Source organism: Acidovorax soli (genome assembly GCF_014207955.1).
GTDB classification, from domain to species: Bacteria; Pseudomonadota; Gammaproteobacteria; order Burkholderiales; family Burkholderiaceae_C; genus Acidovorax; species Acidovorax soli_A.
The window spans coordinates 237,600-250,768 of sequence record NZ_JACHLK010000006.1 but is presented as its reverse complement, the minus strand read 5'-3'; the positions used below and the strand labels follow the sequence as shown (position 1 = coordinate 250,768).

The 13,169-nt window shown below is 66.9% G+C and carries 10 protein-coding genes; 2 read left to right on the top strand and 8 right to left on the bottom strand.

All coding sequences use genetic code 11. The features are described from left to right. Window positions 1–376 precede the first annotated feature (376 nt). The 7 genes from HNP48_RS16925 to HNP48_RS16895 all read right to left on the bottom strand — a co-directional run bounded on the left by HNP48_RS16925 (window position 377) and on the right by HNP48_RS16895 (window position 9,204). Window positions 377–1,624 (bottom strand): phenylacetate--CoA ligase family protein, encoded by a 1,248-nt coding sequence (locus tag HNP48_RS16925; protein ID WP_184859073.1) that lies wholly within the window; start codon window positions 1,622–1,624, stop codon window positions 377–379. A 135-nt stretch (window positions 1,625–1,759) separates the two neighbouring features. After that, complete coding sequence (locus HNP48_RS16920; RefSeq protein WP_184859071.1) at window positions 1,760–2,572, bottom strand: ABC transporter ATP-binding protein; 813 nt, start codon at window positions 2,570–2,572, stop codon at window positions 1,760–1,762. 229 nt (window positions 2,573–2,801) lie between these two features. Next, the gene (locus HNP48_RS16915) at window positions 2,802–4,130 is read right to left on the bottom strand and encodes an ABC transporter substrate-binding protein (RefSeq protein WP_184859069.1); all 1,329 of its coding nucleotides are present in this window, start codon (window positions 4,128–4,130) and stop codon (window positions 2,802–2,804) included. Between the two features lie 121 nt (window positions 4,131–4,251). Continuing rightward, window positions 4,252–5,328, bottom strand: a complete 1,077-nt coding sequence (locus HNP48_RS16910) for a branched-chain amino acid ABC transporter permease (protein ID WP_184859067.1) — start codon at window positions 5,326–5,328, stop codon at window positions 4,252–4,254. Window positions 5,329–5,479: 151 nt separating this feature from the next. Then, window positions 5,480–6,409 (bottom strand): branched-chain amino acid ABC transporter permease, encoded by a 930-nt coding sequence (locus tag HNP48_RS16905; RefSeq protein WP_184859065.1) that lies wholly within the window; start codon window positions 6,407–6,409, stop codon window positions 5,480–5,482. Between the two features lie 21 nt (window positions 6,410–6,430). Continuing rightward, window positions 6,431–7,216, bottom strand: coding sequence for an ABC transporter ATP-binding protein (locus HNP48_RS16900; protein WP_184859312.1), 786 nt, complete (start codon window positions 7,214–7,216; stop codon window positions 6,431–6,433). A gap of 41 nt (window positions 7,217–7,257) precedes the next feature. Then, entirely contained in the window at window positions 7,258–9,204 is a 1,947-nt protein-coding gene (locus tag HNP48_RS16895; protein ID WP_184859063.1) for a long-chain fatty acid--CoA ligase, read from the bottom strand. Window positions 9,205–9,434: 230 nt separating this feature from the next. Between HNP48_RS16895 and HNP48_RS16890 the strand changes: the two genes are divergently transcribed. Together HNP48_RS16890 and HNP48_RS16885 are read left to right on the top strand one after the other, a co-directional pair. Continuing rightward, a complete protein-coding gene (locus tag HNP48_RS16890) occupies window positions 9,435–11,195 on the top strand; it encodes an ExeA family protein (protein ID WP_184859061.1) in 1,761 nt (586 codons plus the stop codon). 5 nt (window positions 11,196–11,200) lie between these two features. Beyond that, entirely contained in the window at window positions 11,201–11,968 is a 768-nt protein-coding gene (locus tag HNP48_RS16885) for a general secretion pathway protein GspB (protein WP_184859059.1), read from the top strand. Between the two features lie 12 nt (window positions 11,969–11,980). On the opposite strand, the gene HNP48_RS16880 is transcribed toward HNP48_RS16885, so the two are convergent. Next, on the bottom strand, window positions 11,981–13,150 hold the full coding sequence (locus HNP48_RS16880) for an ABC transporter substrate-binding protein (RefSeq protein WP_184859057.1): 1,170 nt from the start codon (window positions 13,148–13,150) through the stop codon (window positions 11,981–11,983). Window positions 13,151–13,169: the final 19 nt, after the last annotated feature.

Here is a 13,169-nt window from a genome sequence, read left to right as displayed (position 1 = left end):
TATCCAGCGACCCTTTCGCCAGTATTGCGGGAATTACGTACCATGCGGGGGGTAGTGGCTTTGAGCGAAATGCGCTTTCAAAGCACTGTATGTGGTCGTTTAATGCTATGAATAGAGTAGCGTATTAAGGGTAAACACTGGCGCCGGAATGGGGCAGCGTTTTCCCTTGGATTGACCTTTGTCAGGGGTTTTGGAGGGGCTGCTGAAAATATGCCTTCGCGACGCCTCCATATCTGCTGAATATGTCTATATATGGAGAATATGGGGGTGTCCCGATAATCCCCCATGAGGCCAATGGATTAGGGCCTGCTCACACCAATTTCGGTGACCCCGAAACCAGTGTGAGCAGGCCCTGTTGTAGACAGGCCCTTGGGCCTCAGCGGTAGCTGCGCGCGTCTTCGATCACGCGCCCATCGTTGGGCAGGCTGCCTGGTGGCACCATCTGCACTTCGCCGCGCAGCTTGGTCACCTCGCGGATGGCGTCGCCCAGCTGGCGGGCCAGGCCTTCGGCGGTCTCGGTGGTTTCCACCTGCAGCAGCATCTGGTCGTTGGCCATCTCGCCACTGACCACCAGGCGCGCACGCAGCACCTGCGGAAAGCGCCGCACGATGGCAGCCACCTGGCCGGGGTGCACGAACATGCCGCGCACCTTGGTGGTCTGGTCGGCCCGACCCATCCAGCCCTTGATGCGGCGGTTGGTGCGGCCCGTGGGGCAGGTGCCGGGCAGCACGGCCGAGAGGTCGCCGGTGCCAAAGCGCACCAGCGGGTAGTCGGGGTTCAGGGTGGTCACCACGAGCTCGCCGACCTCGCCCTCGGGCACGGGGTCGCCGGTGCCGGGGCGCACGATCTCCACGATCACGCCTTCATCGAGCACCAGGCCTTCGCGCGCGCTGGTCTCGTAGGCGATCAGCCCCAGGTCGGCCGTGGCGTAGCACTGGTAGCCAGCAACGCCGCGCTCGGTGAACCAGTCGCGCAGCGAGGGCGGAAAGGCCTCGCCCGAGACCAGGGCCTTGGTCACCGTGGGCAGCGCCACGCCCATCTCGGCCGCGCGCTCGACAATGAGCTTGAGAAAGCTCGGCGTGCCGATGTAGCCTGCGGGCCGCAGTTCGGCCATGGCCTGCACCTGTTGCTCGGTCTGGCCGGTGCCGCCGGCAAACACGGTGCAACCCAGCGCATGGGCGCCGGTTTCCATCATGGAGCCGGCAGGAACGAAGTGGTAGCTGAAGCTGTTGTGGATCAGTTCGCCGGGCCGGAAGCCGGCGCTGTACATGGCGCGCGCCATGCGCCAGTAGTCGCGCCGCGTGCCCTCGGGCTCGTAGATGGTGCCAGGGCTGGCGAACACGCGCGGCATGCCCGCGCCGAAGGACAGCGCGCTGAAGCCGCCGAAGACATTGGTGGCGCGGCCGGCCTGCTGGCGCTCGAGCAGCTCGTGCTTGCGCGTCACCGGCAACTGCGCCAGCGCTGCACGGCTGGTGATGGCCGAGGCGTCCACGCCGGCCAGAATACTTGCAAAGGCGGGCGACGCCTTCTGAGCGTGGGCCACCTGGCCAGGCAGGGCGGCGAGCAGGGCGGCTTCGCGCGCATCGGGCGCGCGGGTTTCCAGCGTGTCGTAGAAAGAATTCATGGCGGTTCCTGTGAATGGTGTTTCAGGCAGTGCCTGTGCAGAGGGCGATCCGACCGCCGCCGGGCCGCCCCAAGGCGGTCGGGGCCCCCTTGGGGGGCAGCGACCACACGCAGTGAGGGAGCGTGGGGGTCATATTCAGGCCAGCCAGCGCTTGCGGCGCTTGTAGCTCTTCACGTCCTTGAAGCTCTTGCGCTCGCCACCACCCACGCCCAGGTAGAACTCCTTGACGTCCTCGTTGCTCGCCAGGTCGCTGGCCGCGCCGTCCATCACCACGCGGCCGCTTTCCATGATGTAGCCGTAGTCGGCGTACTTGAGCGCCATGTTGGTGTTCTGCTCGGCCAACAGGAAGGTCACCTTCTCCTTGGTGTTCAGGTCTTTCACGATGTTGAACACCTCCTCCACGATCTGCGGCGCAAGGCCCATCGAGGGCTCGTCGAGCAGCACCATGCTGGGGTTGGCCATCAGCGCACGGCCGATGGCGCACATCTGCTGCTCGCCGCCCGAGGTGTACGCCGCCTGCGAGGTGCGCCGGGTCTTCAGGCGCGGAAAGTAGTTGTAGACCTTCTCCAGGTTGGCGGCGATCTCGGCCTTGCTGCTGCGGGTGTAGGAGCCCGTCATCAGGTTCTCCTCGATGGTCAGGTGGGCGAAGCAGTGGCGCCCTTCCATGACCTGCACCACGCCGCGCTTGACCAGGTCGGCCGGCGAGAGGTTCTCGATGCGCTCGCCGCGCAGCTCGATGCTCCCCTTGGTGACCGCCCCGCGTTCGCCCTGCAGCAGGTTGGAGATGGCGCGCAGCGTGGTCGTCTTGCCCGCGCCGTTGCCCCCGAGGATGGCCACGATGCTGCCTTCGCGCACCTGCAGCGAGACCCCCTTGAGCACCAGGATCACGTGGTTGTAGATGACCTCGATGCCGTTGACGTTGAGAACGATGTTGTTGCTGGAATCCATGGTGTTGCCTTCACTCGCTGTGCCAATCGGGAGGGTTGCATTGCAGCCCTCTCGGTTGGCGGCTGCCTCCAGGGCAACCGATGCGTCACTGTTCGCCGAAACTGTCGCAGCCAAAGACCAGGGCCACCGCGCAAGGGCCGCCCCGCCGCGCTGGTGGCGTCCCCCTTCCCGAATCGCGCAGCGATTCGAGAGAAGGGGGAAGGCGCGCCAGCGCCTCAGGGGGATGCCCTTAGCTTTGGCAATCTGCCGCATCGCGGCGGCTCATCTTCTTGTCGGCCAGCCACTTGTCGGCACCAGCCTTGACCATGGGCTTGAGGATCTGCTCATCGGCCTGGTACCAGTCGGACGAGAAGTTCCACTTGCTGCCATCCCAGGTGTGCACGCGGGCCCAGCTGGAGCCCATGTGGTCGGCGCAGCTGGTGGACAGGGGGCGCATCACGCCGCCGAAGCCCATGGCATCGAGCTTCTTCTGGTCCAGGGCCAGGTTTTCCATGCCCCAGCGCACTTGCTCACCGGTCATGACCTTGCCCTTGCCGAAGCGCTCCTGCGCGCGGCGCACCGACTCCACGGCCAGCATCTGGATGATCACGCCGCGCGTGTACAGCACCGAGCCCACTTCGTCCTTGGGACCCGTGCCCTGGCCCTTTTCGTGCACGTGCTTGAGGATGTCCTGGATCACTTTGGGTTGCGTACCCGAAGTGTTCAGCGCCAGCGCGTTGTAGCCCTTGGCACCTTCGCCCACGTCGCGCACATCGGGTTCTGCGCCGGCCCACCACACGCCATACATCTTGTCGCGCGGGTAGCCTGTGGCCTGGGCTTCCTTCAGGGCGGTCGAGTTCATCACCCCCCAGCCCCACAGCAGCACGTAGTCAGGGCGGCTTTGGCGCACCTGCAGCCAGGTGGCCTTCTGTTCCACGCCGGGTGCGGTCACGGGCAGCATCTGCAGCTCGAAACCATGCATCTTGGCGCGTTCCTGCAGCAGCGGGATGGCTTCCTTGCCGAAGGGGCTGTCGTGGTAGACGTAGGCTATCTTCTTGCCCTTGAGCTTGTCCAGGCCGCCCAGGCTCTTGCCGATGTGCTGGATCAGGATGTCGGAGCCGGTGAAGTAGCTGCCCATGAAGGGGAAATTCCACTTGAAGGCCTGGCCATCCTGCGAGGCCGACAGTGCGTAGCCCAGCGTCATCAGCGGGATCTTGTCCACGGGGGCCTTCTCGGTCAGCGCGAACGCGATGCCCGTGGCCTGGGGGTCGAACAGCGTCACGCCGGGCTTGCCCTTCAGGCGCTCATAGCATTCCACGCCGCGGTCGGTGGCATAGCCGGTCTCGCACTCTTCAAAGGTCAGCTTCACCCCGTTGATGCCACCGTCGCGTGCGTTGATCATCTTGATGTAGTCCTGCTTGCCGTTGGCCCATGGCACACCGTTGGGCGCGTAGGGGCCGGTGCGGTAGGACAGCAGCGGGAAGAACTGCTCCTTGGCTTGCGCGAAGGCGCTCGTCGCCACGGACGAGGCGCCTGCGGCAACCACCGCGGCAGCGATCACGAGTTTCGAAAGCTTCATGGATGTCTCCTTTGGATGAATGTGTTGAAGCACGGGAAAAACCAAGTTAACGGCTACGCGCAAAGGCGGTATGAGGACTTGCGTGTAAGGGGTTTCCTGAGGGGACGGCGCGGCGCACTGATCAGTGCGGGAAGGGCCACAGGCGCAGCTTCTGCTTGCCCGTAGACCACAGCTTGGCCAGGCCATGGGGCTCGACGATCAGGAACCACACGATGAGTGCGCCGAAGATCATCAGCTCGGCATGCGAGACGCCGGCCGTGGAGATGGTGATGCCGAAAAGCCCCAGCAGCGCAGGCAGGAACTGGTTGAGCACGATGGGCAGCACCACGATGAAGGCGGCACCGAAGAAGGCCCCCATGATGGAGCCCAGGCCGCCGATGATCACCATGAACAGCAGGCGGAACGAGATCTCCACCGAGAAGGCCGCCGGCTCCCAGGCGCCCAGGTAGACGAAAGCCCAGAGTGCGCCGGCCATGCCGATGATGAAGGAGCTCACGGCGAAGGCGCTGAGCTTGGCGTACATGGGGCGGATGCCGATCACGGCCGCTGCCACGTCCATGTCGCGGATGGCCATCCACTCGCGGCCGATGGCGCCGCGCACCAGGTTCTTGGCCAGCAGGGCCACTACCACCAGCACGGCCAGGCAGAACAGGTACTTGCTGGTGGCGCTCTCGATGGGCAGTCCGAAGACCTGCAGGTTGTTCACCGACACCGAACCCGAGTCGGAGTTGTTGGTGAACCACTTGATGCGCAGGAACATCCAGTCGCTGAAGAACTGCGCCGCCAGTGTGGCCACCGCCAGGTACAGGCCCTTGACGCGCAGGCTGGGCAGCCCGAACAGGATGCCGAAGAAGGTGGCGCACAGGCCCCCGAGGATCAGCGCCGGGATCAGCGGCATGCCGGGAATGCGCACGAAGAAGTTGTAGGCGCCGTAGGCCCCCACGGCCATGAAGGCGCCCGAGCCCAGCGAGATCTGGCCGCAGTAGCCCACGAGGATGTTCACCCCCAGGGCGGCCAGCGCCATGATGACCAGGGGGATCAGGATGGCGCGGAACAGGTAGTCGCTGGCCAGCATGGGCACGGCGATGAAGGCCACGGCCAGGATGAGGCCGATGGCAAGGCGGTCCTGCGCGATCGGGAAGATCTGCTGGTCCGAGCGGTAGCTGGTCTTGAACTGGCCGTTTTCGCGGTAGAGCATGAGAGTCTCCTGGTGGTTCTTGTTATTGGTTAAGCGCGATCGATGATCTTTTGCACGGGGGCGCACCTGCGGTGCCACGCGGCGCCTGCGGCTCCGCTGACAACGCGCGTTGCGCCTTGTGCCTCCTTCGAAAAATCATTGCTCCCGTATTTCATACGCGATCAATGATTTTTTCTCCGAACAAGCCTTGCGGCCTGAAGAGAAGAAACACCAGCGCCAGTACATACGCAAACCAGATCTCGATGCCCCCACCCACATACGGGCCCAGGTAGACCTCGGAGAGCTTCTCGCCCACGCCGATGATCAGCCCGCCGATGATGGCGCCGGGCACCGAGGTGAGGCCGCCCAGGATCACCACGGGCAGGGCGCGCAGGGCCACCGTGGTCAGTGAGAACTGCACGCCGAGCTTGGAGCCCCAGATCATGCCGGCCACCAGGGCCACGACGCCGGCCACGCACCAGACGATCACCCAGATGCGGTTGAGCGGGATGCCGATGGACTGGGCGGCCTGGTGGTCGTCGGCCACGGCGCGCAGGGCGCGGCCGGTGGAGGTCTTCTGGAAGAACACGCTGAGCAGCACCACCAGCGCGGCGGCGATGCCGGCGGCGATCACGTCCTCCTTGTTGACCAGAATGCCGCCCTGGAACATGGATTCGAGCAGGAACACGGGGTCCTTGGGCATGCCCACGTCGATCTTGTAGATGTCGCTGCCGAAGATCGTCTGGCCCAGGCCTTCGAGGAAGTAGGTGATGCCGAGGGTGGCCATGAGCAGGGTGGCGCCTTCCTGGTTCACCAGGTGGCGCAGCACCAGCTTTTCGATGAGCCAGGCGACCGCGAACATGATGGCGCCCGCGATGACGAAGGCGGCCACCGCAGCGAACACGGGGCTCGCAATGCCGGTCCACTTGGGGATCCATTCGGCAAAGCGCGCCATGGCCAGGGCGGCGAACAGCACCATCGCGCCCTGTGCGAAATTAAAAACGCCCGAGGCCTTGTAGATCAGCACGAAGCCCAGTGCCACCAGCGAGTACAGCATGCCGGCCATGAGGCCGCCGATCAGTGTTTCAAGAAAGAATGCCATGGTTGTTGTTCTCCGGATCGGTCAATGCGAGGTGCCCAGGTAGGCGCTGATCACGTCCGGGTTGCTGCGCACCTCGTCGGGCGTGCCGTCGCCGATCTTCTTGCCGTAGTCGAGCACCACCACGCGGTCGGAGATGTCCATCACCACGCCCATGTCGTGCTCGATGAGCACGATGGTGGTGCCGAACTCGTCGTTCACGTCCAGCACGAAGCGGCACATGTCCTGCTTTTCCTCGACGTTCATGCCGGCCATGGGCTCGTCGAGCAGCAGCACCTGCGGCTCCATGGCCAGGGCGCGGCCCAGGTCCACGCGCTTTTGCAGGCCATAGGGCAGTTGGCCCACGGGCGTCTTGCGGTAGGCCTGGATTTCCAGGAAGTCGATGATGTGCTCGACGAACTCGCGGTGGCGGATCTCCTCGCGCTCGGCCGGGCCGATGCGCAGCGCCTGCATGAGCAGGTTGCTTTTGATCTTGAGGTTGCGCCCGGTCATGATGTTGTCGATCACGCTCATGCCCTTGAACAGCGCCAGGTTCTGGAAGGTGCGCGCCACGCCCATCTCGGCCACCTGGCGCGAGTTCATGTGCGAGAAGGTCTTGCCGCGGAAGGTGATCGAGCCCTCGGACGGCGTGTACACGCCGTTGATGCAGTTGAGCATGGAACTCTTGCCCGCGCCGTTGGGGCCGATGATGGCGCGGATCTCGTGCTCCTTGACGTTGAACGAGATGTCGGTGAGCGCCTTCACGCCGCCGAACCGCAGGCTGATGTTCTTGACGTCGAGGATGACGTCGCCGATCTTCTTTTGGTTCATGGTGGGCTGCTGTTGCTTGTCGGGCGGGTAGAGCGTGGGCTTCATGCGGCGGCCTTGACGGGGGTGAAGGTCTTTGTGTCCGACAGCTTGAGCGTGGCGCTCACGCTGCCCGTGCGGCCGTCTTCGAACTTGACCTGGGTTTCGATGAACTGCTCGCTGCGGCCGGCATAGAGGGCCTCGACCAGCACGCCGTATTTCTCGGCGATGAAGCCGCGGCGGACCTTGTTGGTGCGCGTGAGCTCGCCGTCGTCGGCATCGAGTTCCTTGTGCAGCACCAGGAAGCGGCTGACCTGGCTGCCGGCGAGCAGGGCGTCGTTCGCCAGGTCAGCGTTGACCTTTTCCACGCACTCGCGCACCAGTTCGTAGACCTCGGGCTTTTGCGCCAGGTCGGTGTAGCCGGCGTAGGGCAGATTGCGGCGCTCGGCCCAGTTGCCCACGGCGTCGAAGTCGATGTTGACCATCACGCACACCTTCTCGCGGCCGTCGCCCAGGGCGACGACTTCCTTGATGTGGGGGAAGAACTTGAGCTTGTTCTCCACGTACTTGGGCGCGAACATGGCGCCGTCGTTGGCGCCGCCCTTGATGCGGCCCACATCCTTCACGCGGTCAATGATCTTGAGGTGGCCCTGCGCGTCGAGGAAGCCCGCGTCGCTGGTGTGGTACCAGCCGTCGGCCGTGAGCACCTCGGCCGTGGCCTTGGGGTTCTTGTAGTACTCCTTGAGCAGGCCGGCCGACTTGACGAGGATCTCGCCGTTGTCGGCCACCTTGATCTCCACGCCGCGGATGGGCACGCCCACGGTGTCGGCGCGGGCCTGGTTGTCGGGCTGCAGGCAGACGAACACGGCGGTCTCGGTGGAGCCGTAGAGCTGCTTGAGGTTGATGCCAATGGAGCGGTAGAAGGTGAACAGGTCCGGGCCGATGGCCTCGCCCGCCGTGTAGGCCACCCGCACGCGCGAGAAGCCGAGGTTGTTGCGCAGCGGGCCGTAGACCAGCAGGTTGCCGAGGGCGTACTTGATGCGGTCAAGCGTGCCCACAGGCTGGCCGTCCATGAGCGCCGGGCCCACGCGCTGGGCCACGGCCATGCAGGCCTGGAACATCTTGCGCTTGACCGTGCCCGCGTCTTCCATGCGGATCATCACGCTGGTGAGCAGGCCCTCGAAGATGCGCGGTGGTGCGAAGTAGTAGGTCGGACCCACTTCCTTGAGGTCGATGGTCACGGTGCTGGCCGACTCGGGGCAGTTGACCACGTAGCCGCAGGCCAGCCACTGTGCGTAGCTGAAGATGTTCTGGCCGATCCAGGCCGGGGGCAGGTAGGCCAGCACCTCTTCGCTGCCGGTGAGCTTGTCGAACTCGGCACCGGCCGAGGCGCGGTCGAGCAGGGTGCTGTGCGTGTGCACCACGCCCTTGGGGTTGCCCGTGGTGCCCGAGGTGAAGAACATGGCCGCCACGTCGGTGGGTTGCGCCTTGGCCACTTCGTCGCGGAACCAGGTGGGGTGCTGGGCGGCAAAGGCTTTGCCCGATTCGATCAGGGCGTCCAGGGACGACAGGCCCTCTTCCTGGTAGTTGCGCAGGCCGCGCGGGTCGTCGAAGAAGATGCGCGCGATCAGCGGGCACTGCTCGCGGATCTCCAGCATCTTGTCCACCTGTTCCTGGTCTTCCACAAGGCAAAAGCGCACCTCGGCGTTGTTCAGGGGGAAGATGCATTCGGCGGCCACCGCATCCTGGTACAGCGGCACGGGAATGGCGCCCAGCGATTGCGCTGCGAGCATGGTCGCGTACAGGCGGGGGCGGTTGGCGCCGATCACCACCATGTGCTCGCCGCGCGTGAGGCCCGCCTGGTGCAGGCCGGCCGCCACATGCTCCACCAGCAGTGCCAGGTCGGCCCAGCTGTGGGACTGCCAGATACCGTATTCTTTTTCGCGCAGGGCCGCGGCCGTGGGGCGTTCGGCGGCATGCTGGAGCAGCAGTTGCGGAAACGTGGTCTTCATTCCGGTTCCTAAAAGTGAAAGGTGTCCGCCCGGTGACAGCCGGGAGCGCGGCCTTGTGGCTGCGTACGGGATGAATGCTAGGACCGACTTTGACGTCGCCTTGTCTTGCCGACGACAATTTACGGGAAACTACTCCTTGGGTGAAACCCTGAACCCCTTGAAACAAGCTTGGGAGGCTGCTGTGGACGGGTGTCGGGGAACGCTTCACCTCAGGGCGGTATCCTCAGAGGATGTACGCCCCGTTCTTCGGTCTCCAGCACCCGCCGTTTTCCATCGCCCCCGACCCGCGCTATCTTTTCATGAGCGAGCGGCACCGGGAGGCCCTGGCCCACCTGCTCTACGGGCTGGATGCCGGGGGCGGCTTCGTGCTGCTCACGGGCGAAGTGGGCGCGGGCAAGACCACGGTGTGCCGCTGCTTCCTGGAGCAGATTCCCGAAAACTGCAACGTCGCCTACATCTTCAACCCCAAGCTCACGGTGGGCGAGCTGCTGCGCTCGATCTGCGACGAGTTCGGCGTGCCGCACAAGCCGGCCGTGCCGGGCCTGGAAACCGTCAAGGACTGCATCGACCCGCTCAATGCCTCGCTGCTGGCGGCGCATGCGAGCGGGCGCAACAATGTGCTCATCATCGACGAGGCGCAGAACCTCGAGGCCGATGTGCTGGAGCAGCTGCGCCTCTTGACCAACCTGGAAACCGCCGAGCGCAAGCTGCTGCAGATCATCCTGATCGGCCAGCCCGAGCTGCGCAGCATGGTGGCACGCCCCTCGCTGGAACAACTCGCCCAGCGCGTGATCGCGCGCTTTCACCTGGATGCGCTGAGTGCACACGAGACGCAGCAGTACATCGCCCACCGCATGGCCGTGGCCGGCCTGCACGGGCCTGTGCCCTTCAGCCGGCGCGCCATCCGGCGCGTGCATGCGCTCGCGCGCGGCATACCGCGGCGCATCAACCTGCTGTGCGACCGGGCCCTGCTCGGCGCCTATGCGGCCGGCACGCGCGAGGTGAGCACGGCCATCGTGGAGCGTGCTGCGCGCGAGGTCTTCGGTGCGCCGGTGTCCGCCGCGGTGGCCACGCCCCGCGCCGCCCGGGCGGGCCTGCCCCGCTGGGCCCTGGCCGGCGCCGGGGTGGTGGCGGGGGCCGCCCTCGTGGCGGTTGCCGGGTGGTCTTTGGGCATGCGACCGGCGCAGCCGCAAGCGGCCGCGGCGAAGGCGGCCAGCACGGCCACCCCCGCGGCGCCGCTGCGCGCTGCATCGTCGGCCGTGGCCAAGCCGCCCGCGGTCGCCGCGTCCGCGCCGGTGGTGGCTGTGGCCCCGGCGGCAGCGCCGGCATCTGCCGCGGCCTCGGCCGCCGTGCCCGCGCCGGCCCCGGTGTCTGGCCTGCAGCAGTTCCTGCTGGCGCAGTCCGCGAACGACACCGTGGCCTGGCAGTCCCTGGCTGCGGCCTGGGGAGCCAAGCTGGCCGATGGCGCGGACGCCTGCACCACGCTGCCGCGTGACGGGCTGCGCTGCTACCGCAACCGCCGCGCGGGGTTGAACCTGATCCGCCAGATCGACCGGCCCGTGCTGCTCACGCTGTTCCCTTCGGAAGAGGGCGACAACGCCGTGGCGGCCGTGCTGCGCAGCCTGGACGACGAGGTGGCCACGCTGGAGAGCGGTGGCCGCACCCTGCATGTGCCCGTGGCCGACCTGGCCCAGGTCTGGCGGGGTGACATGGCCACGCTGTGGCGTGCCCCGCCCGGTATGCCTGAGAAAGGCGAGATCACCGAAAGCCCGGCCGGCACGGCCTGGCTCGATGCGCGCCTGGCCTCCAAGGCGGCCGGCGGCTCCGGCCCCAGCAGCCGGCCTGTGACGCCTGCGCTGCGGCAATCGCGCATCCACCGCTTCCAGCTGGCCCAGGGCGTCACGCCCGATGGCCGTGCCGGCCCCCTGACCCTCATGCTGCTCAACCGCGCCGCCGGCGTGAAAGAACCGCGCCTGCGCACTGGAGCCTGATCCCCATGTCCTACATCCTTGATGCGCTGCGGCGCGCAGAAGCCGAGCGGGGCCGGGGTGCCGTGCCGGGCATCCATACGCAGGCCATGCCGGCGGGGGGCGCGCCCGCAGAGCGGCCCGCTCCTGCCAACCTGGTGCTGGTGGGAACGGCCGTGCTGGCCGTGGCCGCCCTCGCGGCGGGTGGGACCTGGTGGGCCATGCAGCGGCCTGCGGGCGGCGGTGCTCCCGCCGGCACGGCGGCTGTCGCCGTGGCCCCACCGGTGGCCCCTGCGCCGGCACCGCCAGCGCCGGCCGTGGTCGCGCCCCTGGCGGTGCCGCCCCCCGTGCCGGCGGCCACGGTCGCACCAGCACCACTGCCAGCCCCTGCACCCACCCAGCCTGTGGTCGCGTCCACGGTGGAGCCACGGCCCGTGGCGCCCAAGCGTGCGGCCGAGCCCGTGCGCGAGCGGCCGGTGCGCGAGGCCGAGCCTGCCCGGCGTGAAGCCGCGCCCCCTGCGCCCAGTCCTGCGGCGGTGGCTGCTCCCGCGGCGCCTGCCAATGGTCCCGTCTTTGCCCAGAACGAGTTGCCGCCCTCGGTGCGCGAACAACTGCCGGTGCTCCAGGTCACGGGCGCCACCTACTCGAGCAATCCCGCCCACCGCATGGCCATCGTCAATGGCCAGGTGCTGCAGGAGGGGGACCAGGCCGCACCGGGGCTCAAGCTCGAACGCATCGAGCAGGGCCGCACGGTCTGGTCGTTCCGCGGCTACCGCTACGCGGTGGCGCCGCAGTGACCGCTTCAGGTCCTAGCGCAGGAAGCGCCCGTCGCGGCCGATCAGGGTGAGCTCGACGAAGCGCGAGGCATTGCGGTCTGGGGTGCTGGCGTTGACCTCGAAGCCGCCCAGATCCCACTTCTTGAGGTTCCAGGTGGCGTCGATGAAGGCGGCGCGCGTCGGATTGCGGCCCGCGCGCTGCAGCGCTTCGGCAAACACGCGCGCATTGAGATAGCCCTCCAGCGCCAGGTGCGAGGGTTCGGCCGTGGCGCCCGAAGCCTTCCACGCGGCCTGGAAATCGCGCACCACCGGCATCACCACGTTGGAGGGCAGGGGCACGACCTGCGAGATGGCCATGCCCGTGGCGTCGGCGCCCAGGGCCTTCACCGTGGCGGGCGTGCCCATGACCGACAGGGCATACAGCGTCACGCCGCGCTTGAGCGCGCGGAAGGCCTTCACGAACTCCAGCGTGGGCTTGCCCGCCAGGCCGATGACGATGGCCTCCAGGTCGGCGCCTGCCAGCTTGGCCGCCGCTGCACCGGCGTCCGAAGCATTGCTCTCCACCGTCACGGTCACCGCGGCCGGCAGCTTGAGCCGGCCCATGGACTGCTCGGCGGCGCTGAAGACTTCCTTGCCGAAGGAGTTGTTCTGGTAGACGATGCCGATGCGCTGGATGCCGATGGTGGACAGGTGCTGCACGAGCTTCTCGGCCTCGTCGGCGTAGCTGGCGCGGATGTTGAACACGCTGCGCGCGCTCTTCGTGCGGCTCAGCAAGGCGCCGGTGAAGGGCGCGAAGAAGGGCACGCCGCTCTCGACCACCTTGGGCAGCATGGCCTCGATCATGGGCGTGCCCATGCAGTTGAAGAGGGCGAAGTTGCCCGCATCGGCCAGGAACTTGTCCACATTGGCCAGGGCCTTGGGCACTTCGTAGGCATCGTCCAGCGTGGTCAGCTCGATGCTGCGGCCATGGACGCCGCCCTTGGCGTTGATACCGGCAAAGGCCGCCTTGGCGCCCTGGTGCATGGCCGAGCCCAGATCGCCCAGGGGGCCGGTGAGAGCGGTGGACTGGCCGATGCGGATGGGTGCGTCCTGTGCCAGGGCACGGCTGCTGCCCCAGTGTGCCAGCGGCAGGGCGATGGCGCCGGCCAGCAGGGTGCGCCGGCGCAGCGCCGGCTGGGTGGGGTGGATACCGCCTGTCGTCATGTCGTGATGTCTCCGTACG

Bases quoted from the DNA above. Each gene is read 5' to 3' on its own strand.
- HNP48_RS16885 (WP_184859059.1), top strand. From the start codon at position 11,201: ATGTCCTACATCCTTGATGCGCTGCGGCGCGCAGAAGCCGAGCGGGGC.
- HNP48_RS16925 (WP_184859073.1), bottom strand. From the start codon at position 1,624: ATGAATTCTTTCTACGACACGCTGGAAACCCGCGCGCCCGATGCGCGC.
- HNP48_RS16910 (WP_184859067.1), bottom strand. From the start codon at position 5,328: ATGCTCTACCGCGAAAACGGCCAGTTCAAGACCAGCTACCGCTCGGAC.
- HNP48_RS16920 (WP_184859071.1), bottom strand. From the start codon at position 2,572: ATGGATTCCAGCAACAACATCGTTCTCAACGTCAACGGCATCGAGGTC.
- HNP48_RS16915 (WP_184859069.1), bottom strand. From the start codon at position 4,130: ATGAAGCTTTCGAAACTCGTGATCGCTGCCGCGGTGGTTGCCGCAGGC.
- HNP48_RS16890 (WP_184859061.1), top strand. From the start codon at position 9,435: ATGTACGCCCCGTTCTTCGGTCTCCAGCACCCGCCGTTTTCCATCGCC.
- HNP48_RS16895 (WP_184859063.1), bottom strand. From the start codon at position 9,204: ATGAAGACCACGTTTCCGCAACTGCTGCTCCAGCATGCCGCCGAACGC.
- HNP48_RS16880 (WP_184859057.1), bottom strand. From the start codon at position 13,150: ATGACGACAGGCGGTATCCACCCCACCCAGCCGGCGCTGCGCCGGCGC.
- HNP48_RS16900 (WP_184859312.1), bottom strand. From the start codon at position 7,216: ATGAACCAAAAGAAGATCGGCGACGTCATCCTCGACGTCAAGAACATC.
- HNP48_RS16905 (WP_184859065.1), bottom strand. From the start codon at position 6,409: ATGGCATTCTTTCTTGAAACACTGATCGGCGGCCTCATGGCCGGCATG.